The sequence below is a fragment of the Kineococcus mangrovi genome, from assembly GCF_041320705.1.
Taxonomy (GTDB): Bacteria; Actinomycetota; Actinomycetes; order Actinomycetales; family Kineococcaceae; genus Kineococcus; species Kineococcus mangrovi.
Genome location: NZ_JBGGTQ010000009.1, coordinates 59,465 through 82,001, shown reverse-complemented (window position 1 = coordinate 82,001; position 22,537 = coordinate 59,465). Strand labels below are relative to the sequence as shown.

General features: G+C 75.2%; 29 protein-coding genes. 10 read left to right on the top strand and 19 right to left on the bottom strand.

Going from position 1 to position 22,537, the window contains the following annotated elements; translation table 11 throughout:
* Positions 1–89 precede the first annotated feature (89 nt).
* The 3 genes from AB2L28_RS17585 (at position 90) to AB2L28_RS17575 (ending at position 5,513) form a co-directional block, all read left to right on the top strand.
* Positions 90–1,940: a glycosyltransferase family 2 protein gene (locus AB2L28_RS17585; RefSeq protein WP_370720285.1), complete on the top strand. Its 1,851-nt coding sequence runs from the start codon at positions 90–92 to the stop codon at positions 1,938–1,940.
* Positions 1,937–3,886 (top strand): radical copper oxidase GlxA, encoded by a 1,950-nt coding sequence (glxA, locus tag AB2L28_RS17580; RefSeq protein WP_370720284.1) that lies wholly within the window; start codon positions 1,937–1,939, stop codon positions 3,884–3,886. Before AB2L28_RS17585 ends, glxA begins: the two co-directional genes overlap by 4 nt.
* Before the next feature lie 112 nt (positions 3,887–3,998).
* Positions 3,999–5,513: a glycoside hydrolase family 6 protein gene (locus tag AB2L28_RS17575; RefSeq protein ID WP_370720283.1), complete on the top strand. Its 1,515-nt coding sequence runs from the start codon at positions 3,999–4,001 to the stop codon at positions 5,511–5,513.
* 24 nt (positions 5,514–5,537) lie between these two features.
* Here the strand turns inward: AB2L28_RS17575 and AB2L28_RS17570 are convergent, their stop codons facing one another.
* Genes AB2L28_RS17570 through rpmB form a run of 5 tightly spaced genes read right to left on the bottom strand, consistent with a single transcriptional unit; the run spans position 5,538 to position 6,874 of the window.
* The gene (locus AB2L28_RS17570; protein ID WP_370720282.1) at positions 5,538–6,008 is read right to left on the bottom strand and encodes a GNAT family N-acetyltransferase; all 471 of its coding nucleotides are present in this window, start codon (positions 6,006–6,008) and stop codon (positions 5,538–5,540) included.
* Between the two features lie 12 nt (positions 6,009–6,020).
* A complete protein-coding gene (gene ykgO, locus AB2L28_RS17565; RefSeq protein ID WP_370720281.1) occupies positions 6,021–6,143 on the bottom strand; it encodes a type B 50S ribosomal protein L36 in 123 nt (40 codons plus the stop codon).
* 22 nt (positions 6,144–6,165) lie between these two features.
* On the bottom strand, positions 6,166–6,471 hold the full coding sequence (gene rpsN / locus AB2L28_RS17560) for a 30S ribosomal protein S14 (protein WP_370720280.1): 306 nt from the start codon (positions 6,469–6,471) through the stop codon (positions 6,166–6,168).
* Positions 6,471–6,638, bottom strand: a complete 168-nt coding sequence (rpmG, locus tag AB2L28_RS17555; protein WP_370439644.1) for a 50S ribosomal protein L33 — start codon at positions 6,636–6,638, stop codon at positions 6,471–6,473. The genes rpsN and rpmG overlap by 1 nt, the downstream gene beginning before the upstream one ends.
* The gene (gene rpmB / locus AB2L28_RS17550) at positions 6,638–6,874 is read right to left on the bottom strand and encodes a 50S ribosomal protein L28 (protein WP_370720279.1); all 237 of its coding nucleotides are present in this window, start codon (positions 6,872–6,874) and stop codon (positions 6,638–6,640) included. Before rpmB ends, rpmG begins: the two co-directional genes overlap by 1 nt.
* 85 nt (positions 6,875–6,959) lie before the next feature.
* On the opposite strand from rpmB, the gene AB2L28_RS17545 reads away from it, so the two are divergent.
* From AB2L28_RS17545 to AB2L28_RS17535, 3 genes are read left to right on the top strand one after another with little or no spacing between them, the layout of a single operon-like run.
* Positions 6,960–7,211, top strand: a complete 252-nt coding sequence (locus AB2L28_RS17545) for a type B 50S ribosomal protein L31 (protein ID WP_370439642.1) — start codon at positions 6,960–6,962, stop codon at positions 7,209–7,211.
* Between the two features lie 51 nt (positions 7,212–7,262).
* On the top strand, positions 7,263–8,153 hold the full coding sequence (locus AB2L28_RS17540) for an ABC transporter ATP-binding protein (RefSeq protein ID WP_370720278.1): 891 nt from the start codon (positions 7,263–7,265) through the stop codon (positions 8,151–8,153).
* Positions 8,150–8,920 (top strand): ABC transporter permease, encoded by a 771-nt coding sequence (locus AB2L28_RS17535; protein WP_370720277.1) that lies wholly within the window; start codon positions 8,150–8,152, stop codon positions 8,918–8,920. The genes AB2L28_RS17540 and AB2L28_RS17535 overlap by 4 nt, the downstream gene beginning before the upstream one ends.
* 15 nt (positions 8,921–8,935) lie before the next feature.
* Here the strand turns inward: AB2L28_RS17535 and AB2L28_RS17530 are convergent, their stop codons facing one another.
* A complete protein-coding gene (locus AB2L28_RS17530) occupies positions 8,936–9,739 on the bottom strand; it encodes a hypothetical protein (protein WP_370720276.1) in 804 nt (267 codons plus the stop codon).
* 109 nt (positions 9,740–9,848) lie between these two features.
* Here AB2L28_RS17530 and AB2L28_RS17525 point away from each other — a divergent pair, with 109 nt between their 5' ends.
* Positions 9,849–10,400, top strand: a complete 552-nt coding sequence (locus tag AB2L28_RS17525) for a GNAT family N-acetyltransferase (protein WP_370720275.1) — start codon at positions 9,849–9,851, stop codon at positions 10,398–10,400.
* Here AB2L28_RS17525 and AB2L28_RS17520 read toward each other — a convergent pair.
* On the bottom strand, positions 10,387–10,965 hold the full coding sequence (locus AB2L28_RS17520) for a helix-turn-helix domain-containing protein (RefSeq protein WP_370720274.1): 579 nt from the start codon (positions 10,963–10,965) through the stop codon (positions 10,387–10,389). The genes AB2L28_RS17525 and AB2L28_RS17520 overlap by 14 nt on opposite strands.
* A 116-nt stretch (positions 10,966–11,081) precedes the next feature.
* On the opposite strand from AB2L28_RS17520, the gene AB2L28_RS17515 reads away from it, so the two are divergent.
* Both AB2L28_RS17515 and AB2L28_RS17510 read left to right on the top strand, forming a co-directional pair.
* Positions 11,082–12,047 carry an FAD-dependent oxidoreductase gene (locus AB2L28_RS17515; RefSeq protein ID WP_370720273.1) on the top strand — a complete coding sequence of 322 codons (966 nt, stop codon included), beginning with the start codon at positions 11,082–11,084 and terminating at the stop codon, positions 12,045–12,047.
* Between the two features lie 277 nt (positions 12,048–12,324).
* Complete coding sequence (locus tag AB2L28_RS17510) at positions 12,325–12,528, top strand: cold-shock protein (protein WP_370439634.1); 204 nt, start codon at positions 12,325–12,327, stop codon at positions 12,526–12,528.
* Between the two features lie 92 nt (positions 12,529–12,620).
* Here AB2L28_RS17510 and AB2L28_RS17505 read toward each other — a convergent pair whose 3' ends face one another.
* The 5 genes from AB2L28_RS17505 to AB2L28_RS17485 are packed head-to-tail and all read right to left on the bottom strand — an operon-like array spanning position 12,621 to position 18,006.
* Positions 12,621–13,379, bottom strand: a complete 759-nt coding sequence (locus AB2L28_RS17505) for an ABC transporter permease (protein ID WP_370720272.1) — start codon at positions 13,377–13,379, stop codon at positions 12,621–12,623.
* A 16-nt stretch (positions 13,380–13,395) separates the two neighbouring features.
* The gene (locus tag AB2L28_RS17500) at positions 13,396–15,027 is read right to left on the bottom strand and encodes a hypothetical protein (RefSeq protein WP_370720271.1); all 1,632 of its coding nucleotides are present in this window, start codon (positions 15,025–15,027) and stop codon (positions 13,396–13,398) included.
* Complete coding sequence (locus tag AB2L28_RS17495; RefSeq protein WP_370720270.1) at positions 15,024–15,782, bottom strand: ABC transporter ATP-binding protein; 759 nt, start codon at positions 15,780–15,782, stop codon at positions 15,024–15,026. The genes AB2L28_RS17500 and AB2L28_RS17495 overlap by 4 nt, the downstream gene beginning before the upstream one ends.
* Positions 15,779–16,381 (bottom strand): GNAT family N-acetyltransferase, encoded by a 603-nt coding sequence (locus AB2L28_RS17490; protein ID WP_370720269.1) that lies wholly within the window; start codon positions 16,379–16,381, stop codon positions 15,779–15,781. The genes AB2L28_RS17495 and AB2L28_RS17490 overlap by 4 nt, the downstream gene beginning before the upstream one ends.
* 41 nt (positions 16,382–16,422) lie before the next feature.
* Positions 16,423–18,006 (bottom strand): CYTH and CHAD domain-containing protein, encoded by a 1,584-nt coding sequence (locus AB2L28_RS17485; RefSeq protein WP_370720268.1) that lies wholly within the window; start codon positions 18,004–18,006, stop codon positions 16,423–16,425.
* 153 nt (positions 18,007–18,159) lie between these two features.
* Between AB2L28_RS17485 and AB2L28_RS17480 the strand changes: the two genes are divergently transcribed.
* Positions 18,160–18,426, top strand: a complete 267-nt coding sequence (locus AB2L28_RS17480) for a hypothetical protein (protein WP_370720267.1) — start codon at positions 18,160–18,162, stop codon at positions 18,424–18,426.
* Here the strand turns inward: AB2L28_RS17480 and AB2L28_RS17475 are convergent.
* From AB2L28_RS17475 to AB2L28_RS17445, 7 genes are read right to left on the bottom strand one after another with little or no spacing between them, the layout of a single operon-like run.
* Entirely contained in the window at positions 18,393–19,436 is a 1,044-nt protein-coding gene (locus AB2L28_RS17475) for an amidoligase family protein (RefSeq protein WP_370720266.1), read from the bottom strand. The two genes, AB2L28_RS17480 and AB2L28_RS17475, sit on opposite strands and share 34 nt — an antisense overlap.
* On the bottom strand, positions 19,355–20,086 hold the full coding sequence (locus AB2L28_RS17470; protein WP_370720265.1) for a hypothetical protein: 732 nt from the start codon (positions 20,084–20,086) through the stop codon (positions 19,355–19,357). Before AB2L28_RS17470 ends, AB2L28_RS17475 begins: the two co-directional genes overlap by 82 nt.
* Before the next feature lie 59 nt (positions 20,087–20,145).
* Positions 20,146–20,622 (bottom strand): hypothetical protein, encoded by a 477-nt coding sequence (locus AB2L28_RS17465; protein WP_370720264.1) that lies wholly within the window; start codon positions 20,620–20,622, stop codon positions 20,146–20,148.
* Positions 20,607–21,170: a SigE family RNA polymerase sigma factor gene (locus AB2L28_RS17460; RefSeq protein WP_370720263.1), complete on the bottom strand. Its 564-nt coding sequence runs from the start codon at positions 21,168–21,170 to the stop codon at positions 20,607–20,609. The genes AB2L28_RS17465 and AB2L28_RS17460 overlap by 16 nt, the downstream gene beginning before the upstream one ends.
* The gene (locus AB2L28_RS17455; RefSeq protein WP_370720262.1) at positions 21,167–21,529 is read right to left on the bottom strand and encodes a fluoride efflux transporter FluC; all 363 of its coding nucleotides are present in this window, start codon (positions 21,527–21,529) and stop codon (positions 21,167–21,169) included. The genes AB2L28_RS17460 and AB2L28_RS17455 overlap by 4 nt, the downstream gene beginning before the upstream one ends.
* Positions 21,526–21,930 carry a fluoride efflux transporter CrcB gene (gene crcB, locus AB2L28_RS17450; RefSeq protein ID WP_370720261.1) on the bottom strand — a complete coding sequence of 135 codons (405 nt, stop codon included), beginning with the start codon at positions 21,928–21,930 and terminating at the stop codon, positions 21,526–21,528. Before crcB ends, AB2L28_RS17455 begins: the two co-directional genes overlap by 4 nt.
* A 60-nt stretch (positions 21,931–21,990) precedes the next feature.
* A complete protein-coding gene (locus AB2L28_RS17445; RefSeq protein ID WP_370720260.1) occupies positions 21,991–22,527 on the bottom strand; it encodes a GNAT family N-acetyltransferase in 537 nt (178 codons plus the stop codon).
* Between the last annotated feature and the right edge of the window lie 10 nt (positions 22,528–22,537).

Here is a 22,537-nt window from a genome sequence, read left to right as displayed (position 1 = left end):
AACCTGTCCGCCGCCCCGCCCCCGGTCGCCGTCCTGGCCGCCGGAGCGGAACGCGGGCACGGCCGAACGAAACATCCCGGGGGGGAAACTTGTCGAAGGTCTTGCCGGCACGAGCTGCCGAGGAGAGGTCCGCGGGGGACCGTGCGCCGAGCCACAGCCTCATCGCCGGCGCCGTCGAGGAACCCGCGGCGGGGCCGGAGGGGTTCCGGCCACGGTGGCGGCACCTGAGCGGTCACCACGGCCGTCATCGCCGCACCCTGCTGCTGGCCGTCCTGAACATCTGCTTCGAACTGGGTTTCGCCGTCTGGTTGCTGTGGCCGACCCACTACCCCCGGGTCGTCGACAGCACGCCCCTGCTGGTCGCGAACATCGCGGTCATCTGCGCCGTCGCCACCGTGGAACTGCTGCGGCTGGTGAACGTCGTGTCCCTGTCCGTCGCCTCGGTCATCGCCCGCGACCCCGTGCCGGTCACCGCCCCCCGGGACCTGCGCCTGGCCTTCGTGACGAGCTTCGTGCCCGGCAAGGAACCGCTGGAGATGCTCGAGGGCACGCTGCGCTCGATCCGTTCCGTGCAGGACCCGACGGGCGGGGGCATCGACAGCTGGGTCCTGGACGAGGGGAACGACCCGCAGGTCCGCGCGCTGTGCGCGGCGCTCGGCGTGCACCACTTCAGCCGGCACGGTGTCGCCCGCTACAACCAGCCGGGCGGCACGTTCAAGGCCAGGAGCAAGCACGGGAACTACAACGCGTGGTTCGACGCCGTCGGGTACGAGCAGTACGACGTGATGCTCTCGGTCGACACCGACCACCGCCCCACCCCCAACTACGCCGAACGCATCCTCGGCCCGTTCCACGACCCGGACGTCGCCTTCGTGGTCGGCCCGCAGGACTACGGCAACAGCACCGCGGGGTTCGTCCCCATGGGGGCGGAGAGCCAGCAGTTCCCCTTCCACTCCGTCATCCAGCGAGCCGCGAACACCTACAGCGCAGCCATGCTCGTCGGGACGAACAACGCCCTGCGGCTGTCGGCCCTGCGGGCGATCGGTGGCCTGAAGGACTCGGTCACCGAGGACATGGCCACCGGCCTGGTGTTCCACACGAGCAAGAACCCGACCACCGGTCGCCGCTGGCGGTCGGTCTACACCCCCGACGTCCTCGCCGTCGGGGAGGGTCCGACGTCGTGGGGCGACTTCTTCAGCCAGCAGGACCGCTGGTCCCGCGGCACGTTCGAGGTGCTCCTGAAGGACATGTGGCGCCTGGCCTGGAAGCTGCGGCCCGGGCACCTGCTGCACTACTCCCTCATCACGACGTTCTACCCGTCGATGGCGGTCGCGTGGCTGCTCGGCGCGGTCTGCGTCATGGTCCAGGCCGTCGTGGGTGCCGGCGGGCTGAGCGTTCCGCCGCAGGTCTGGCTCGCCCTCTTCCTCGACGCGACGCTGTTCCAGCTCTGGCTGTACGTCGCCAACCGCCGCTACAACGTCAGCCCGTTCGAGCGGCAGGGCTCGTTCGGCCTGTCGGGCATGCTGATGTCGGTCTTCGCCGCACCGATCTACGCCGGGTCGTTCCTCAAGACGGTGTTCCGCCGCCCGGCCCGGTTCGCCGTCACCCCCAAGGGCGGCCAGGCCGGGGTCGACGGCTGGTTCACGTTCCGCGTCCAGCTGTTCTGGCTCGCCTGGTTCTCGGTCGCCGTCGTCCTCTCGCTGGCCCTGGGCCACGCGACCCCCGCGTCGCTGCTGTGGCCGCTCGTGTCGACGGCGGTGCTGCTCGCCCCCGTGCTCATCGCCCGGCGCGAACGCCGGGCCTCGGCGCGTACGCCGGAGGTCCCGGGCGGGCCCACCGTCCTCGACCTGCGCACCGAGCGCCTCGCCCCCGCGCCCCGCCGGCCCGTGCCCGCCCTGGCCACCACCGCCCTCACCGCCACCACCCGGGAGATCTCGTGACCGTCCGCACCCCGCACCTGACCGGCCGTCGCCGCCGGGTCCTGCTCGCCGGTCTGGCGACCGTGGGCCTGCTGGCGGTGAACGCGGGCCCCGCCGTCGGGGGCGCCCAGTCCGCCTACACGGCGGTGGAGGTCCGCACGCACGGGTACAAGGCCGCCAACGGGTCGTGGTCGACGCTGGAGATGCCGGCCGACGTCCACATCAACGCGATCCACGCCGCGCTGCTGAACACCGGCAAGGTGCTCATCATCGCCGGGTCGGGCAACGACCGGAAGAACTTCGCGGCGGGCACGTTCCGCTCGATCGTGTGGGACCCGGCGAAGAACACGTTCCGGGAGATCCCCACCCCGGAGGACATGTTCTGCTCCGGTCACGCCTTCCTGCCCGACGGGCGCCTCGTCGTGGCCGGTGGCACGCAGCGGTACGAGATCCTCGCAGGGGACGTCACCCACGCCGCCGGCGCCATGACGGTGAAGAACGAGAACCCCGACTCCGCGCCGCAGGAGTTCGCGAAGGGCACGCGGTTCACCTCCCCGGACGGTCACGTCTACCAGGCCACGAACGCCTTCACCCTGCCGCCGGCCACCAAGGTGGACCACGGCGGGGGCGACGTGATGATCCACGCCAGCGAGGTCGTCGTGTGGGTCGAGGCCCTGGACGCGGGCACGGGCCCGGTCACCCTGCAGCGCGCCCAGTACTCCGTCGACGGCCTCCGCGGGACCCGGGCCGACGACGTCTACGGCCTGGCCGAGAAGATGACCCTCGACAAGCAGGACTACCAGGGCACCCAGAGCACCTACGTCTTCGACCCCAGGACCGAGAAGTACGACCGGGTCGCGGACATGAAGTACAAGCGCTGGTACCCGACGGTCGTGGCCCTGCAGGACGGCAGCCTGCTGGCGAACTCCGGGCTCGACGGCACCGGTCAGGTCCTCACCGGGCAGACCGAGGTGTTCGACCCGAAGACGATGACGTGGGCCGAACGGGTCGACCTCACGCGGTACTTCCCGACGTACCCGTGGCTGTACCCGATGGCCGACGGGCGGCTGTTCTACAGCGGGTCCAACACCGGGTACGGACCGGCCGACGCCGGCCGGGACCCGGGCGTCTGGGACCTGACCGACAACACCTTCGACCCCGTTCCCGGGCTGGCGGACGCCGACCAGCTCGAGACGAGCGGCTCGGTCATGCTGCCGCCGGTCCAGGACCAGACCGCGATGATCGTCGGCGGCGGCGGTGTGGGCGAGTCGCCGAAGTCCTCGGCCCGCACGGCCACGGTCGACCTGACGGCCGCGGACCCGCACTACGTCACGGGCCCCTCGCTCCCGGAGGGCACCCGCTACCCCAACCTGGTCAACCTGCCCGACGACCAGACCCTCATCACGGGCGGTTCGAAGGACTACCGCGGCAAGGGCGCCAGCGACAACCGCACGAGCCTGCTGTACGACGCCGCGACGGGTTCGATGCGCCAGGTGGCCTCCCAGCGGGTCGGGCGCGACTACCACACCGAGGCGCTGCTGCTGCCCGACGGCCGCGTCGTCGTCCTCGGTTCCAACCCGCTGTTCGCCGACGAGGACGACACCGTCCCCGCCGACTTCGAGCAGCGCATCGAGGTCTACTCCCCGCCCTACCTGTTCGACGGGACGCAGCCGGCCCTCACCGCCGGGCCGGACGAGGTCAGGCGGGGCGCCACGGCGACCTTCACCCTCGGCGGCGACGAACGCGTCGCCACGGCCAAGCTCATGCGCCCCAGCGCGGTCACGCACTCGACCGACGTCGAGCAGCGCACCGTCGCCCTCGACGTGGAGCGCACCGGGAACCAGCTCACCGTCGGCGTGCCCGCCGAGGCCGGCATCGTCCCGGACGGGTGGTACATGCTCTTCGTGACCACCGCGGCGGGGGTGCCCTCCCAGGCGAAGTGGGTCCACGTCTCCGGACCGGCCTGACCGACCCCGCCCCCGTCCCGACGACGCCCCTGCACCCCCGGTGCGGGGGCGTCGTCGTCGAACCCCTCACTGACCTGTACGTCGACGCTGTGTAAGTGCTTGACTACTCGACGTGAAGACCAGGAGGGGCGGAACCGCCGCGCCCACCGCGCCCCACCGCCGGACCCGCGTCGGCCTCCTCGTCGGTGCGTGCGCCGTCCCCCTGGTCACCGCCACGCTCACCGGCCTGCCGTCCGCCGGCGCCGCCACGGCCGGGGTCGTGGTGCCACGGGGACCGCGAGCCCTCGCCACGCCCGCCGTCGTGACCGGCACCACCCCCGGGGCCGGGCCGGAGGTCGTGGCCACCGCGGAGGCCGAGACGTTCTCGCTCGCCGCGAACCTCGGACGCGTCCAGCCCGCCCCCGGGGCCTCCGCCGGCGCCGAGCTGCTGATCTGGACGAACGGCACCGCCACCGGCACCGTGCAGCTGCCACGAGCCGCCACCCGCCTGCAGGTCGTCTGGCGCGGGGACCAGTGCGACGGCGCCCCGAACGCCACCGTCGACGTCGACGGGCGGCGGGTCGCCGCGAGCGCCGTCACGTCCACCACCTTCACGACCCTGACCGTGGACGGGAACTGGGCGGCCGGCGGCCACCGGGTCGGCGTGGGGTTCACCAACGACCGGCAGGCGGGGTGCGACCGCAACCTGCGCCTCGACACGATCACCTTCACCGCCGCGCCCGTGGTGACGACCCCGACCCCGCTCCCGGTGGGGTCGAACCCGCTGGCCGGCGCCCGGTTCTGGGTCGACCCCGACTCGAACGCGCGCCGCGAGGCGGCGCGGAGCACCGGCCCCGCGGCGGCCGCCTTCGCCAAGATCGCCGACCAGCCCTCCACCGTCTGGCTCGGGGACTGGAACCGCACCCAGGACGTCCGCCGCCGCGTCTCCGACGTCGTCGGGGCGGCCACCGCGACCGGCACCGTACCGGTCCTCGCCCTGTACGCCGTCCCCGGTCGCGACTGCGGGAACCACTCCGCCGGTGGCCTGCCCGACGCCGCCGCCTACGGCGCCTGGGTCCGCGAGGTCGCCGCGGGGATCGGGACGAGCAGGGTCGTCGTCGTCCTCGAACCCGACGCCCTGGCGCAGTACGACTGCCTGTCCCCCACCGCCCGGGGGGCCCGCAGCGCGGTGCTGCGCGACGCCGTCGACGTGCTCGCCCGGGCCCCGGGCGCCGTGACGTACCTGGACGCCGGGACCTCGCGCTGGATCCCCGCCGACACGATGGCCCAGCGGCTGCGCGAGGCCGGGGTGGCCCGGGCGCGCGGTTTCGCGCTCAACGTCTCCAACTTCGGGACCACCGACCAGGAGGCGGCCTACGGCGACCGGCTCTCCTCCCTGCTCGGCGGCGCGTCCTACGTCGTGGACACCAGCCGCAACGGCAACGGCGCGGACGGGACCTGGTGCAACCCGCCCGGACGCGCGCTCGGCGACCCGCCCACCAGTTCCACGGGCCGCCCGCACCTCGACGCCCTGCTGTGGGTCAAGCGCGTCGGGGAGAGCGACGGGGAGTGCGGACGCGGCGAACCCGCGGCGGGGACGTGGTGGTCCTCCTACGCGCTCGGGTTGGCGCAACGCGCCAGGTGGTGACGAGCCGGGTGGTCGGCCGGGTGGTCAGCGAGGGGTTCCGGCGCGCACCGTCTTGGCGAACCACAGCTGCGCGTGCGGGTTGTCGTTGTACCGCTCGACCTCGTGGAAACCCGCGGACAGGTAGAGCGAGCACGCGGCGGTCAGCGCGCCGTGGGTGTCGAGGACCAGCCGGGCCGCGCCGCGGTCGCGGGCCCAGTCCTCGCACCACGTGAGCAGCCGCCGGCCCAGACCGGTGCCACGCGCCTGCGGCGTGACGAACAACCGCTTCACCTCCGCCGCGCCGTCGGGCAGGAGCCGCACCCCGACGCACCCCAGCCGCTCCCCCGCCACGACGAACGTGCCGTGCGGGGCGACGAGGTCCGTCAGGTCCGACCGCGGCGCACCGCCGCCCAGCGGGAGCCCGGTGACAGCGGCGGTCTCGCACCAGAACGCGGTGCGCAGGAACCGCCCGGCGGGTCCGCCGGGCGGTTCCTCGTGCAGTTCAGCGACGGTCACCCGTGCAGGGTCTCAGCCCTGCCGGGCCTTCCACCGCGGGTTCCGCTTGTTGACGACGAACACCTTCCCGTGCCGCCGGACGACGATGGAACCCTCCTTCTGCTTGAGGGACTTCAGCGACTTCACGACCTTCACGACGGCTCCTCCCGGACCTCGTTCACCAGCTCGACTTCGTGACGCCGGGCAGTTCCCCGGCGTGGGCCATCTCCCGCAGCCGGACGCGCGAGATCCCGAACTTGCGCAGGTACCCGCGGGGCCGGCCGTCGGCGGCGTCGCGGTTGCGCAACCTCGTCGGGCTCGCGTCGCGCGGCAGCTTCTGCAGCGCCAGCTGGGCCGCGGCCCGTTCCTCGGCCGGCAGGTGCGGGTTCACGGACGCGCGCTTGAGCTCGGCGCGGCGGTCGGCCCAGCGCTCCACGACGGCCTGGCGCTGCTCGTTCCGCGCGATCTTCGACGTCTTGGCCATCAGCGCTCCTCGCGGAAGTCGACGTGCTTGCGCGCGACGGGGTCGTACTTGCGGATGACCATGCGGTCGGGGTCGTTGCGGCGGTTCTTGCGGGTCACGTACGTGTACCCGGTCCCCGCGGTCGACCTCAGCTTGATCACCGGACGGACGTCGGCGGTCCTCGCCATCAGATGCGCTCCCCTCGCGCTCGGATCTGCGCCACCACGGACTCGATGCCGCGCTGGTCGATGGTCTTGATGCCCCGTGCCGACACGGTCAGCGTGACCGTGCGCCCCAGCGAGGGCACGAAGTACTTCTTGCGCTGGACGTTGGGGTCCCAGCGCCGGCTGGTCCGGCGGTGCGAGTGCGAGACGGACTTCCCGAACCCGGGTTCGGCCCCCGTCACCTGGCATCGAGCCGACACGTCATCTCCTCCTGGTCGCCGTACGGTCTGTGCAACACTACCGCTACTGACAACCATTCCCGACAATCGCTCCGAGGAGACCCCCGTGCGCCCCGCGATCCACCCCGTCTACGAGGCCGTCGTCTTCCGCGACAAGTCCGCCGGCACCGCGTTCCTCACCCGCTCCACGATCGTCACGCGCGACCTGCCGACCCTGGAGTGGGAGGACGGGCGCACCTACCCCGTGTGGGACGTCGACGTCTCCGCCGCCAGCCACCCGTTCTGGACCGGGACCGCCCGCGTCCTGGACACCGAGGGCCGCGTGGAGAAGTTCCGCCGCCGCTACGCCCGCCCCTGACCGGCGACGGGCGCGGTTGTCCCACCACCGCCCCCGGGGGAGGGTGGGTCCGTGCCCGCACCCGTCGTCGAGGTCGCCCACGTCACCCGCACCTTCGGGCCCGTCACCGCCCTCGACGACGTCAGCCTGCACGTCGAGGCCGGTGAGGCCGTCGGGGTCCTGGGCCCCAACGGCGCCGGCAAGTCCACCTTGCTGTCGCTGCTCGCCGGGCTGCGCCGACCCGACCGCGGCACGGTGCGGGTGGCCGGCGGGGACCCGCGCGAACCCCGCGCCCGCGCCCGCCTCGGCGTCACGCCCCAGGCGACCGGCCTGCCGCAGACCCTCACCGTGCGCGAGGTGGTCGACTTCGTCGCCGGTCACCACCGCGATCCCGTTCCGCGGCAGGAGGTCCTGGAACGCTTCGGCCTCACCGACCTCGCCCGGCGGCAGTGCGGCGGGCTGTCGGGGGGCCAGCAGCGGCGCGTCGCGGTCGCCCTCGCCTTCGTCGGCCGGCCGCAGGTGGTGCTGCTCGACGAACCGACGACGGGCCTGGACGTGCCGGCCCGGCTCGCGCTGTGGGAGGCCGTCCGCGGTTTCGTCGCCGGCGGCGGGACCCTGCTGCTGACCTCGCACCACCTGGAGGAGGTCGAGGCCCTCGCGCACCGGGTCCTCGTCGTCGACCACGGCCGCGTGCTCGTCGCCGGGACCGTGGAGGAGGTGCGGGGACGCACCGACGTCCGCCGCGTCCGGTTCCGCGCCGCGCACGTGCCCGGCGACCTGCTCGCCGGGACGGAGGTGCTCGTCCACGACGGGGACCGCGTGGAGCTCCTCGTCCCCGACGCCGACGAGTTCGTGCGCGACCTCGTGCACCGCGCCGTGGCGTTCCGCGACCTCGAGGTCGCGGCCGCGTCCCTCGAGGAGGCGTTCCTGGCCCTCACGGGAACCCCCGGGGACCGGTCGTGACCCGTGCGTCCGGAGCCGCCGGTCCGCTCCGGCTGACGTGGCTGCACACCCGCTACCAGGTGCTGGAGACGTTGCGGGTGCCGGTGGTCGTGGTGAGCACCGCCGTGTTCCCCGCCCTCATCTTCACCGTGTTCGTCGTCCCCCAGGCCGGGGCGATGTCCCCGGTCGCGGCGACGGCCTCGACCGCCCAGCTCGCGGTGTTCTCCGCCATGAGCGTCGCGCTGTTCACCCACGGCGCGGGGATCGCCGAGGACCGGGCACTGCCCTGGGACACCCACCTGCGGACGCTGCCGGTCGGCGCCACCCCGAGGTTCGTCGCGCGGGTCGTGGTGGGCGCGTTCTTCACCGTGCTGGGCCTCGTCCCGCTCGTCCTGATCTCGGCCCTGCTCACCGACGCGACCGTCACACCGGGGCGGTTCCTCGCGGGTCTGCTCGCCCTGCTCGCGGCCGGGGTTCCGCTGCTCGCGCTGGGACTGGCGATCGGGTACTCGCTGCCCGCCAAGTCGGCCCTGGCCCTGGCCCAGGTCGTCCTGCTGCCGCTGGCGTTCGCCGGCGGGTTGTTCGTGCCGCCCGAGGGGATGCCCGGGTGGTTGCGCTCCATCTCGGTCTGGACCCCCACGCGCGCCGGTCGCGACCTCGTGACGAGCGCCGTCACCGGCGTGGACGTGGGCACGCACGTCGTGCCCGTGCTCCTCGGCTGGGGCGTCGTCCTCGGGGCGGTCGCGGTGGCGGCGATCCGCCGCGACCAGGGACGCCGGTTCCGCTGACCCGCCCTGGGAACGTCACCGCGGTTCGTGCGCGACCCCGCCGTCCCCGCAGGTCGTCCCGCGCGCGGCCCGCACGAGCGGGTCGTCGGCGGACAACCCGGTGCCCACCGTCGTCGTGTCCCCGTTCTGGGCCACGGAGTGCTCGGCGCTGACGTGGACCTCGGTGCGGGTGAGGGTGAACGTGCCCCCGTCGGCGACGGCGTTCTCGCCGTACAGGTGCAGCCCGTCCGACTGCGCCCGGCACGTCAACCCGGTGCCGTAGGGGGTGAACCCGAGGCTGAAGGAGTACGGGTCCCCCTCCACGCCCCGGACGACGCTCAGCGCGGGGCCCTCGACGCGGTAGACGTGCAGCTGCACCGACCGCCCGGTGTCCAGGAACACGACCGGCGCCCCCGAGGCGAGGACGGCCGCGCTCACCGACGCCGGCTGCGGGGCGGCGGAGGTGAAGTTCGTGAACACCGTCCCGTGCGACGTCGTCGTGACGCCGAGGACGCGGTCGTCGCCGGTGTCGTTCAGCCACACCGTGTCCGGCCGCCCGTCACCGTCCAGGTCGACCGTCGTCGCCGTCCCCGCCCCGTCGGGCACCCCGGCGGTGGGCCCCGTGGCACCGGGGTCCACGCTGCTCGTCGCCGAGGCGGTGGAGGTGCTGGTGGTGGCGGCGGACGAGGTGGTGGGACTGGTCGAGGAGGTGACCGGCGGGGTGGTGGGCGAACCCCCGGTGCCCGACGCGGTGTCCGACGCGGTGTCCGAGCACCCCGCGGTCAGCGCCAGCGCGGCCAGCGACGTCAGGGCCAGTGCTCGGGTCCGGCGGGTGTTCATCCTCGTCCTCTCGTTCTGCGGGGCAACCGTTCCAGTGTGCGACGGACGGGTGCTCCCGGCACCGCGGACCGGTGGCCGGGTCCACGCGACCGGGTGGCAGGGTGGTCCCGTGACCGAGGAGACCGCGCGGACGGACCGGCTCGTCCTGACCCGGCCGGTGCCGGCCGACCTCGACGACGTCTTCGCGCTCTACTCCGACCCGGCGGTGTGGGAGCACTTCCCCAGCCGCCGCCACACCGACCCCGCCACGACGCGGCTCCTGCTCGACGCCGTCGACGAGAGCTGGCGGCTCATCGGCCTCGGCAGCTGGGTGGCCCGCGACCCCGACGGCTCGCTCGTCGGGATGGGCGGGTGCGACCTGCGCCTGGGGCTGACGTGGAACCTCGGCTACCGGCTGGCCCGGGCCTCCTGGGGCCAGGGGTACGCGAGTGAACTCATCCGCGCCGCCCTCGCCGCGGCCCGGCGGGTGCGGTCCGACGTCCCGGTCACGGCCTACCTGCTGGAGCACAACCTCCGCTCCCGGGCCGCGGCCGAACGTGCCGGGCTGGACCTCGTCTGGCGGGGCCCGGACGCCGGCAACCCCGACCCGGACGCCGTGCGCCTGCTCTTCGCCGACCGCCCGCTGAGCGCGATCGTCGTCCGCGAACTCACCGCGACCTGACGGAGCGGGCCGGCCGCGCCCGCACGTGCATGCGCTCGCCCTGCCGGCCGAACAGCACGAGGCACTCCGTCGGGGTGGTGCCGGGGTTGCTGATGCGGTGCGGGAGCCGGGTGTCGAACTCGGCCGCCTCCCCCGCGGCCACGACGAAGTCGTCCTCGCCCAGGCGCAGCCGCAACCGCCCCGCCATGACGTAGATCCACTCGTACCCCTCGTGGACGTACTGCTCGTCGGAGTCCTCCCCCGTGCCGGGGTCGAGCACCTGCTTGTAGGCCCGCAACCCGCCGGGGGCAGCGGTCAGGGGCAGGAAGGTCGCGCCGCGGTTCGTCGTCCGCCGGGCCGGGCGGGGGGCGGGGCGCGGCGGCCGGACCAGTTCGTCGAGCCCCACCTCGAAGTGCTCGGCCAGCGGCAGCAGGAGTTCCAGGGTCGCCTTCCGGCCGCCGGACTCCAACCGCGACAGGGTGCTGACGGAGATCCCCGTCGCGGCACCGACCTCGGCGAGGGTGCGGCCCGCGTCGGTCCGCAGCCGCCGCAGCCGCGGTCCCACGGCGGCGACGACCGCCGGCACGTTCCCACTGTCCCCCACGTCCTCCAGTGTCCCCACCACGCGGGTCGTCCCAGCGCCTGCTTGCCGGAATGGCAAGCAGGCTGGTCGCGGCGGAGTTCCCCGGTGAAGCTCCCACCATGCCTGGAGAAACCACCCCCGACCTGCTCGACGCCCTCGTCGTCGGCGGCGGCGCCGCGGGACTGTCGGCCGCCGTCGCCCTCGGCCGGGCCCGCCGCCGCGTCACCGTCCTCGACGCCCAGAACCCCCGCAACGCGCCGGCCCACGGCGTCCACAACTTCCTGACCCGCGACGGCATCGGGCCCCTCGACCTGCAGCGCACGGGGTCCGAGGAGGTCCGCCGCTACGGCGGGACGGTCGTGGCCGCCACCGCGACGGGTGCCGCGCGCAACCCCGACGGCACGTTCACCGTCACGAGCTCCGCCGGGGAGTTCCACGCGCGCCGCCTCGTCGTGTCCACGGGTCTCGTGGACGAGCTGCCCGACGTCCCCGGGCTGGTCGAGCACTGGGGCGGTGACGTCGTGCACTGCCCCTACTGCCACGGGTACGAGGTCGCCGACCGCGCGATCGGCGTCCTCGCCACGTCCGCGCTGTCGGGCCACCAGGCGTGGTTGTTCCGCCAGTGGAGCGCCGACCTCGTGTACTTCTCCCACACCGCCCCGGCGCTGACGGACGAGCGACGCGAGGAACTGCTCGCCCGCGGGGTCCGGATCGTCGACGGGGAGGTCCGCGAGGTCCTGTCGACCGGCGGCGGGATCAGCGGTGTGCGACTGGCGGACGGCACGGTGGTCGAGCGCGACGTCCTCGTCGTCGGCGCCCCCGCGCGCGTCTCCTCGCCCGTCCTGGACGACCTCGGCATCGCCCGCGAACCGGTGGTGTTCGGGGGTGTGGAGATCGGGGACCGCTACCCGTCCGGCCCCGGCGGGACGACGAGCGTCCCGGGTGTGCACCTGGCCGGGAACGTCACCGACCCGCAGGCCCAGGTCGTCACCGCCGCCGGCGCGGGGCTGGTGGCCGGGGCCGCGGTCAACGCCGACCTCGTCGCGGAGGAGACCGCGGCCGCCGTCGCGCGGTCCCGGGGCTGACCGGGGCGGCCGGACCGACGACACGCACGGGTGCGGGTGACGCGCACCACTGCTCCACGGGTGATCAAGCTGCGTGAAGGTCTTGCGCACGGTCGCACTGTGCGTGTTAGCTTCCCCACGGCTGCAGCTCACCGCAGCTCCTCGATCGTTCTGAACGCCCGCGGAGTGTGTTGCGGGCGTCGCGCCGGCCGGGCGACCGGTCCGGCGTGGCGTTCCACTCAGCCCGAGCCCCGCAGACGCGTGGGGCTTGACCGACTGGAAACGTGTTGGAGAAAGCATGGCTCAGGGCACCGTCAAGTGGTTCAACGCCGAGAAGGGCTACGGGTTCATCGAGCAGGACGGCGGCGGCCCCGACGTCTTCGTCCACTACTCGGCCATCGGTGGCAGCGGCTACCGCTCGCTGGAGGAGAACCAGCGCGTGGAGTTCGAGGTGACCCAGGGCCAGAAGGGCCCGCAGGCCGAGTCGGTCGTCGCGCTCTGACCTGCTGACGGCAGTGCACGCGAAGGGCCCTCACCCCGCACCGGGGTGAGGGCCCTTCGTCGTCCGTGGACGGCGCCCCACGGGTCCTCGGGTCAGGCCCGCACCCCGGGACGGCCGCGCAGCGACCTCCCGACGCCCCGCGTCACCACCACGACGGCGACCGTCTCGGCGGCCAGCAGGCCCACGAGCACCAGCAGTTGCACGCGGGCGGCCTCCAGCGGGCTGGCCCCGCCGAGCAGCAGCCCGACGAACGCCCCCGGCAGCGTCACCAGCCCCACCGTCCGCGTCTGGTCCAGCGCCGGGGCGAGCGCCCGGGCCGCCGCGGTCCGGCCCATCGGCGCCACCGCCCGCACCGTGCGGGCCCCGATCGCCAACCACCCCTCGACCTCGTGCCAGCCGGCCTCGACGTCGTCGAGCATCCGGCGCCCCGCGAGCGTCGTGGCCGTCATCGACCCGCCGATGAGCTGGGCGGTGAACGGCACCACCTGCAGCACGTGCGCCGGCAGGGCACCCACCCCCAGGACGATCCCGGCGGCGGTCCCCGCCCCCGCGCCGACGGCCAGCACCGTCACGGGCCACACCCGCCGCACGCCCAGCCCGTCCGTGCGCAGCCGGCGCGCGGACGTCCAGCTCGCCACCCCGAGGGCCAGGGCGAGGTAGGCCGGGGCCAGGGCCGGGGTGCGCAGCACCAGGCCGAGGACGAGCCCCACCGCCACGACCTGCACGACGGCCCGGGCGACGGCGACGACGACGGCGCGGCCGTGCCGGATCCCGGCGAGGGCACCCACGCCGACGGCGACCCCGGCGAGCAGCACGACCGCGAGCGCGACGGGCACCACCGAGGCGTCCACCGTCAGCCCCGCGCGCTCACGACGAGCTCACCCGCGCCAGCACCTCGGGGGCGCGGCGGTCCAGGACGGCCCCGCCCCGCACGATGCCCACCCACGGCAGGACGACGCCCGTCACCAGCCCCACCGGCAGCGCGATCCAGCCGGCCCAGGCCGGGCCGACGAGGGCGACGACGGCGGGCACGAGCGTCGGCAGCGCGAGCAGCGTCGTCGCGGTGGAGGTGCCGAACTGCACGCCGACGGTGGCGGCGGCGGCCCCCTTGGGGGTCTGGAACGGGTTGGCCCCGGGCGCCGGGGCCGGGTACGGCACGAGGGCGCTGGCCACCGAGGACACCCCGAGCGAGGCCCCGAACAGCGCCAGGCTCGCCCCGACGGCGGCGGGCACGAGGTCGGCGCGGCCGGCCAGCAGGCAGCCGCCGACGGCGGTCAGGAGCAGGAGCGGGAGCTGCCACAGACCGGCCGCGAGCACCCGGCCGGCGCGGTCGTCGCGGCCGCGCAGCCCGGTCGCGACGTGCAGGGCGAACGCGGAGTGGTCGAAGGCCACGTCGTTGTGCAGCGACCAGCCCATGACGAACGCGATGGCCGGACCCGCGGCCAGGGGCCAGGACCCGATGGACCCGCCCTGGGAGAGCGGGAGCACGACGAGCAGCAGCGGGACGACGACGAGGGAGGCCGCGCTGAGGAGGTAGCGCGGGTCCCGTCGCCAGTACCGCGCGCAGCGGACGGCGACGGCGGCCGCCGGTGCCCAGGCCGGGGTGTCCGGCAGCCGGTCGAACAGCGGGTGACGGCGGTCCTCGGCGGGGGCCGAGGCCGCGGCCCGCCCACCCGGTCCGGTCCCGGCCGGGCCGAGGGCGAGGGCCCAGGCGGCCAGGACGAGCGCGAGGACGACGAGGGCCAGGAGCAGCCGCAGGGCGGCGAGGGCCCACCGCCCGGTGGCCGCGTCGGCGGCGGCCGCCACCGCGAACCCGGGCGGCGTCCACCCCGCCACGCCCGCGACGGTGCGGCCGAGGTCGGCCACGGCGGGCAGACCGGAACCGGCGCGGCCGAGGGCGACGTTGGTGAGCGGGCCGAAGGCGACGAGCACGAGCCCGCCGAGGACGGCGACGGCGTCCCGGGTGCGGCGCCGCTGCAGCAGGGCGGCCGCCGCGGTCGTCGTCGCCCGCGAGGCGGCCACGGCCGTGAGCACGGTGACGGCGAGCGCCGGGACGGCGAACGCGGTGGCGGCCGGGGTCCGCGAGAACGTCACGACGGCCGCCGCGGCGAGCAGCACGGTGACCAGGCCCGGCAGACCGAGCAGCCCGGCGAGCAGCAACCCGGGCACGAGCCGGCGGCGGCCGACGCCGAGGGTCGCGAACCGCGCCGGGTCGAGCGTCTCGTCGACGCCGAAGGCGACGAGCGGGACGAGCGCCCAGCCGAGGACGAGCAGCGTCCCGCCGCCGACGACGACGGGCCCGGCGACGTCGGTCCCGCTGAACCGCAGGGTCAGCAGGCCCGCGCCGACGACGCCGACGACGCCGAGGGCCCAGACGGCGGCGAGGACGAACGCGACGATCTGCCAGGGGCTGCGGCGCAACCCGTTGCGCAGCAGCGTGAGCTTGAGGCGGACGAACGTCCCGGGGCCGGGGCCGGGGCCGTCGCCGGTGCCGGTCACCGCAACCAGTCCAGGCCGGTGACGTCGCGGGTTCCGCCGACGAGGGCGACGAACCGCTGTTCCAGAGTGCCCTCGCCACGGACGGTGGCGAGGTCACCGGAGGCCATGACCCGCCCGCCGGAGATGACGGCGACGTGGGAGCAGAGCCGTTCGACGAGGTCCATGACGTGGCTGGACAGCACGACGGTCCCGCCCCCGCCCACGTACCCGGTGAGGATGCTGCGGATGGTCGCCCCGCTCACGGGGTCGACGGCCTCGAAGGGTTCGTCGAGGACGAGGACGCGGGGGGCGTGGACGAGGGCGCAGGCGAGCGCCACCTTCTTGGTCATGCCGGCGGAGTAGTCGACGACGAGGGTGTGGGCGGCCTCGGTCAACCCCAGGGCGTCGAGGAGTTCGCGGGAACGTTCCTCCACGACGGCGCGGGGCATGCCCCGCAGCAGGCCGGAGTACCGCACGAGCTCCAGCCCGGAGAGGCGGTCGAACAACCGCACCCCGTCGGGCAGGACGCCCAGCAACCGCTTGGCGCCCACCGGGTCGGCCCAGACGTCGGCCCCGGCGACGAACGCGCGGCCCGCGTCGGGCCGCAGCAACCCGGTCGCCATCGACAGCGTCGTCGTCTTGCCCGCCCCGTTGGGACCGACGACGCCGTAGAACGAGCCCGCGGGCACGTCGAGGTCGAGGTGGTCGACGGCGACCTTCTCGCCGAACCGCTTGAGCAGGCCGCGCAGGACGAGCGCGGGGGTCCCGGCGGTCACCGGGACCCTCCCCGCGCCAGCCGGTGCCGCAGGTCGGCGCGGACGGCGGGCCACTCGGGGGCCACGATCGAGAACACGACGGTGTCCCGCAGGGAGCCGTCGGGCATGACCTCGTGGTGGCGCAGGACGCCGTCCTGGCGGGCGCCGAGCCGGGCGATCGCGGTGCGGGACGGCAGGTTGTGCCAGTGCGTGCGGAACTCCACCGCGATGCAGCGCAGGTCCTCGAAGGCGCGCGCCAGCAGGAGCAGCTTGGTCTCGGCGTTGATCCCGGTCCGCTGGGCGCTGGGCGCGTAGAACGTCGAGCCGATCTCCAGGCGGGGCAGGTCGGCGCGGACGTTGAGGTAGGTGGTCGCCCCGCACACGGCGCCGGTGTCCAGGCGGCGCACCGCCCAGGGCGCGACCACGCCCTCGCGCTGCAGCCGCAACCGCCGCTCGATCTCGGCGTCGACCCCGTCCGGTGCGGGGATGCGCGTGTACCAGGTGCGGTGCAGGTCGCCCTCGGCGACGACGGCGCGCAGGCCCTCGGCGTGGGCGTGCGAGAGGGGTTCCAGGGCGACGCGCTCACCGGTCAGGGGCACGGGGTCCGCGATCTCGCTCACCCCGCGACCCTACCGACGCGCCCCCGCTCACCCGGGGGACCTCACTTGAGGAACTTGCGCAGCTTCTTGCGGTTCGCGGCGTCCCACGCCTCCTCGACGTCGTGGAACGCCACGGCGGACCGGACCTCCTCGAGCGCGTGCAGGCGCCCGAGGACGAAGGCGCCGGAGCCGAACTCCTCGACGAGGCCGGCGAGGAACTCGCGGGCCAGGACGGTGCCGGCGTGCTCGTCGAGCAGGTCGAGCAGCTCCTTGAGGACGTCGACGTACTCCTCGGCGGCCTCGCCGACCTTGGGGGCGACGACCCCGGCCGCGTCGCGGGCGGCGGCGACGGCGTCGCGGAGCCGGACGAGGGCGTCGGCGTCGCCGGCGGTGACGTGGTCGACGTCGTGGTCGATCTCGAGGTCGGTGTCGAGGTCGACGTCCCGGTAGGCGTCCCGGGCGGCGCGGTGCGCGTCGGCGACGAGGGGCAGCAGGACCTTGCGGGCCTCGCGGCGGGCGGCCTTGACGGTGGGCGGGTCGGCGACGAACGCCTCGAGCGCGGCGACGAGGTCGCGGTAGCGCTGGGAGTCCAGCGCCTCGAGCACGGCGGCGTGCGCGGCGGCGGCGCGCTCGGTGAGGACGACGCGGACGCGGTCGGCGACGACGGCCGGGTCGCCCGTGCCGGTGCCGGCGGTGTGCCCGGCGGCCTCCTCGTCGAGGTCCTCCAGCAGCTTCTCGGCGAGGACGTCGAGGTCGCGGACCGGGGTGGTGACGTCGGTGATCCAGGCGAGCTCGGCCCGCAGGTCCTCGGTAGCGCCCTCGGTGAACAGGGGGGCCGTCGTGGCCAGGACGTGGCGCAGGCGGCGGGCGGCGACCCGCAGGGCGCGGACGGCGTCGGGGGCGTCGATGCGGGCCAGGGGGTCCTGCGACAGCAGCCAGCCGACGTCCTGCGCGAGGCGGGCCAGGACGACCCCTCCGGCGCTGTCGTCGACGGAGACGGCGTCGAGGCCGTCCTCGTCGTCGGGGCCGTCGAGGACGGCGCGCAGCTGCGCGGTGCGGTCGGACTCCTCGGCGCCGAGGGCCTCCCAGGCGTCGGTGACGGCGTCGAGCAGGTCGCGGCGGCCGTCGACGACCTCGACCTGCCACTCGGCCCACGTCTGCGGGGAGGAGTCCTCGGGGGCCAGGGCGCGCGCCTGCACCTGCCGGGTCGTCAGCCGCGCGACGACGTCGCCCTCGGCGTCCAGCAGGTCGCGCTGGCGCGCCGACGTCGACAGCTCCAGGACCGGACCGAGGGAGCGCCCGCGGGCCGCGGCCCACGTGAGGCGCTGCAGCGCAGCCGGTGCCGTCCGGACGGCGCGGCCGAGGGCCTGGCGGACCTCGTGCGTGCGGGGGCCGCGGCCCGGCAGTTCCAGCACCCAGCCGCGCGGGGCCGGGCTGGTCCGCTCGGCGGTCTGGCGGCGCACGGAGGCCCCGGCCGCGGCGAGGGCGAGGTCGCTGGTGTCGTAGTGCGTCTCCTCGCTGGTGACCTCGACCTCCGGGCGGACGTCGGCGACGCCCGGCAGTTCCCCACCCCCGGGCGCCGACTCCGGCGCCGGTTCCGGCGGCGCGAGGTAGGTGCGGGTGAGGGCCAGGCGAGGGGACGGCATGGGCACACACCTACCACGGAGCGGTGAACGGTCCGGTGCCAGCGCGGGCCGGGAACCCCGCGGAACCGGGCGCCGGAGGCCGCGGACGACGTGGGGCGGGCGTGACCCGGCCCACGTGGAGGGGGCCGACGCTCCCGCGTACACTGACGATTCATGCACGAACGATCGCCCGGACCGGCGCCCCGGAACGACACCGGCACCCCGGCCCGCCTGCGGCGGCCGACGTCGAGGAACAAGCTCGTCGACCTGTTCCTCGACGCGGTGTTCAGCTTCACCGGCCCCGCCCAGGTCTCCCACGAGGAGGGCCCGCAGCGCGGGCCGCGCACCGACGCCGAGGCGCGGGCCGGGTACGCGCAGTGGGAACGCGTGACCCGGAACGGCCACACCTACCTCGTGGAACGCAAGGACCCCCAGAGCTGAGCGGCCTGCCGGGCGATGGCCACCCCGTCGGCCGACCCCGGCAGCAGCCGGACCTCCAGCACGTCCGGCCCGGGCCGGACCCCCAGCACGCGGGTCACGTCGACGTCGGCGTACTTCGTCACCGCCGTGCGCGCCGCCGCCGCCCGCAGCGAATCCCAGTCCGGCCAGCGGCGCTGCACGAGGTCCACGAGGTCGGCGGGCAACGGTCCCAGCCGACGGCAGTTCGGGTTCGTGCCGAACCTCCGGTGCAGTTCCTCGCGCCCGGCGAAGAACTCCACGACGCGCCGGAACCCCCCGACGTCCCGGAACGGCCCGGCGTCGAGGTTCACGTGGACGGCCGCCTCCAGCGGCACCGAGAAACCCAGGTCCCGGGCGGGGGCGAGGAGTTCTTCGAGGCGTTCCGCGTGGTCACCGGTGAGGGGCGGGGTGACCAGTTCGCAGGGACGTTCCCGCTCCCCCGGCAACGGGGCCGCGAGGGCGACCGTGGCCCCGGCGGGGTCGTCGAGCCGGTGCACGCCACCGACCTCGACGACCCGCGACCCGAAGACCTCCGCGACCGGCGCGAGCACCGACCCGATCCCCTCCGCCGGGTCGGCGTACCGCTGCACGAGCCGCAGCAACCGGGGGTCGTCGCTCAGCACGCGGAACCACCCCGGACGCGGTGGGGCGGCCGCGTCCAGGTCGGCCACGATCGTGGTGTCGTCCACCAGCGAGCAGCGCAACCGCCCGGTGCCGTCGACGACGTCGAACGCGGGGGTCAGGTGCCAGAACGTGCGCACCCCCGGTGCCGCCGAGGACTCGGTGTCGACGTGGAAACGCCGGACCACCCGCCCCGCGCACCGGCGGGCGACCTCGACGGCGAGGTCGAGCCGGCTCGCCCCCCGCGGGGCGAGCAGCTCGACCTCGAAACCCGTGCGGGGCAGACCGTTCAGGAGACCACCGGCAGGGTTTCCCCGGCCAGGATCCGCTGCCCGGCGGCGACCTTGGCCTCGTAGGGTTCCACGCTCCACACGGCCGCCAGCGCGACGGCGTCGTCGTAGGTGTACCCCGCCGCGAAGAAGGCGCCCACTGCGTCCGAGGACCCGTCGCCCGCCACGGGGTCCGCGACGGGGCTGGAACCCGGGGCGACGGGCAGCGTCTGCCCGGCGGTCAGCCGCCGTCCGGCCTCGGCCTTGGCCTCGAACGAGTCGAGGTTCCACTGCGCACCGAGGACGACGGCGTCGTCGTAGGTGTACCCCGCGGCGTAGAAGGCGTCCACCGCCGCCACGGACCCGTCGACCGCCACGGGACTCGACCCCGGGGCGACGGGCAGCGTCTGCCCGTCGGTCAGCCGCCGCCCGGCCTCGGCCTTGGCCTCGAACGGGTCGAGGTTCCACTGCGCACCGAGGACGACGGCGTCGTCGTAGGTGTACCCCGCGGCGAAGTACGTCTGCCGGGCGACGTCGTCGGCGCCGTCCCGGGCGACGGGCTCCCCGGCGGGGACCGCGACGGGTTCCGCGACGGGGGCCGCCGCGACCGGGACGGGTCGCTCCGCACCGGCGTCGCGGGACTGGGCGTAGGCACTGCCGCCGGCCAGGGCCAGACCACCCGCGACGACGGTCGCGGTGACGGCGCGGGCGGCGCGGCGCTGGGCAGGGGTTCGGTTCGGAGTTCCGCTCATGCCTGTCCAGACGCCGGAACCCGCGGCGGGGTTGCCCGGGTGGTCACGGCGGTTCGTGGTCACGGCAGTTCCGGGATCGACTCGCCCGCCAGCAGCCTCCGGCCGCCCTCGACCTTGGCCTCCCAGGTGTCCACGTTCCACACCGAGGCCAGCCGCTGCGCGTCGGCGAACCGGTACTGCTCGAGGAACCGGTCGGCGGCCGCCGCCTCGTCGGCCGGTTCCCCCACCTGCGGGTCCTCCGGCGGCGAGGGGACGGCCGGCGCCGGCGCGACGGGGGCGGGGGCCTGCGGACCGGCCGGACCGCTGGCGGCGGGTGGCACCGGCCGCGCCGCCGGGTCGCTCGCCGCGGCCCACACCGCCCCGCCGGCCACCGCGACGACGGCCGGGACGGCCAGCAGGGCACGGCGACGCCGCAGCCGGCGGCGCCCACCGGCGCGCACCGCGGCGACGAGGTCGCCGGGGGCCCGCACCTCCCGCACGGCGACGTCGAGCTCGCGGCGCAACCGCTCCTCCCAGGTGCTCAGCTGCTCGTCCACCGCGCACCCACCTCCTCCCCGACGAGGGTCCGCAGGGTCCGCAGCCCCTTGGACGCCTGGCTCTTGACCGTTCCGCGCGACACGTCGAGCTGGTCGGCGATCTGCTCCTCGGACCAGTCCTCGAAGTACCGCAGGACGATGACCGCGCGCTGCCGCGGCGGCAGCGCCCGCAGCACCTCCACCACCCGCGACCGTTCGGCCCGCGCGGCCGCTCCGTCGCCCACGGCCTCGCCGTGCCAGTCCTCCAGCTCGACCTCGCGCGGGCGACGGCCCTTCTGCCGCCAGCGGTCGGTGACCCGGCGGGCCAGGGCCGTGCGGGCGTAGGCGTGCGGGTCCTCGATGCGCCGCCACCCGACGTACATGCGCTCGAGCACGTCCTGCAGGAGGTCCTCGGCGAGGTTCCGGTCGCCCGTCAGCAGCAGCGCGAGCCGCAGCAGGCGGTCGCTGCCGGTGGCCACGAACTCCTCGAACCCCTCTCCCACGCCGTCCAGGACGACGGGGGCGACTCCCCGGTTGCCTCCCGCGCGCGAGGACCTGCGCCGTCTCACCCCAGGACGGCCAGCCCGAGCCCGAGAGCGGCCGCCGTGACCGTCGCCGCGAGCGTGCCGAGCAGGTTCACCAGGGCCAGGCGCACCGAACCGTCCCGCGCGAGGCGCACGGTGTCGGTCATCGCGGTGCTGAACGTCGTGAACCCCCCGCAGAACCCCACGCCGAGCACGAGCCCCCACCGCTCGTCGGCCCCTTCGAGGACGAGGCCCGTGAGGACGCCGAGCAGGAGGGAGCCCAGGACGTTGACGAGGAGGACCCCCCAGGGGAACTGCGAGGGCCACCGCGTGCGGACCGCACCGTCGACGACGAAGCGGGCCGCCGCCCCCGCCCCGCCGGCGAGCGCCAGCAGCGCGATCACCGCGCCCTCCGCCCGGCGAGCGCGACGCCCGCCACGACGGCCAGCAGACCCGCGGCGAGGGAGGCGAGGACGTACCCGGCGGCCGTCCCCGCCGAGCCGGTGCTGGTGAGGCGGTCCACCTCGACCGCGAAGCTCGACCACGTCGTCAACCCGCCGCAGAACCCGGTGCCGAGCCCGAGCCGCCAGCGCAGTGCGGTGGGCGTCTCGGGACCGCGGCGGACCAGGTGCTCCAGCAACCAGCCGAGCAGGAACGACCCCACCACGTTGACGGTCAGGGTCGCGGCCGGGAACCCGTCCAGCGCGGGCACGGCCGCGGAGACGGCCCAGCGCACCAGGGTTCCCGCCGCGCCGCCGACGGCGACCAGCGCGACCGGGCGCGGGTCGCGGTGCGGGGCCCTCACGCGGGTCACCCTGCCACAGGCGCCCGACCACAGGTGCCCGGCCGGTCCGCGGCCCCGGTCTCAGCCGCCGGCGGCTGCCGACGACGCGCGCAGGACCTTGCTGAACACCGTCGTGCCCGCCACGTGCCCCGCGGGGTTCACCGCGTACCCCTCGATCGTCCCGACGCGGTGCCAACCCCAGCGTTCGTAGACGCCCTCCGCCGGGCTGCCCGTCTCGGTGTCCAGCACCAGCAGGGTCCGCCCGGCCACCGCGGCCGCCCCCTCGGCCGCGGCCACCAGGCGGGAGGCGACCCCACGACCCCGGGAGTCGCGGTGGACCAGCAGTTTGGTGAGTTCCGCGCGGTGGGGGGCGTTCTCGGGCTGGTCGACCCGCAGGCTGACGGTCCCGACGACCCGGACGGATCCCCGCACGTCCTCGGTCGCGACCCACGTCCACCCGCCGGGCAGGTACCGGCGCCACCACTGCTCGGCGTCCGGGACCGCGGGGACGCGGACGAAGCCGACGCTGGCACCGTCCCGGACGGCGTCCCGCAGCACCTCCACCAACCCGGCGAGGACGTCGGTCGGGACGGGGTCGGGGACGCGCAGGATCTCCACGCGCCCACTG

Excerpts from the sequence above, each read along its gene's own strand:
- rpsN (WP_370720280.1), bottom strand. The coding sequence starts at position 6,471 with ATGGCCAAGACGTCGAAGATCGCGCGGAACGAGCAGCGCCAGGCCGTC.
- rpmG (WP_370439644.1), bottom strand. The coding sequence starts at position 6,638 with ATGGCGAGGACCGCCGACGTCCGTCCGGTGATCAAGCTGAGGTCGACC.
- AB2L28_RS17530 (WP_370720276.1), bottom strand. The coding sequence starts at position 9,739 with ATGAACACCCGCCGGACCCGAGCACTGGCCCTGACGTCGCTGGCCGCG.
- AB2L28_RS17515 (WP_370720273.1), top strand. The coding sequence starts at position 11,082 with ATGCCTGGAGAAACCACCCCCGACCTGCTCGACGCCCTCGTCGTCGGC.
- AB2L28_RS17510 (WP_370439634.1), top strand. The coding sequence starts at position 12,325 with ATGGCTCAGGGCACCGTCAAGTGGTTCAACGCCGAGAAGGGCTACGGG.
- AB2L28_RS17485 (WP_370720268.1), bottom strand. The coding sequence starts at position 18,006 with ATGCCGTCCCCTCGCCTGGCCCTCACCCGCACCTACCTCGCGCCGCCG.
- AB2L28_RS17480 (WP_370720267.1), top strand. The coding sequence starts at position 18,160 with ATGCACGAACGATCGCCCGGACCGGCGCCCCGGAACGACACCGGCACC.
- AB2L28_RS17470 (WP_370720265.1), bottom strand. The coding sequence starts at position 20,086 with ATGAGCGGAACTCCGAACCGAACCCCTGCCCAGCGCCGCGCCGCCCGC.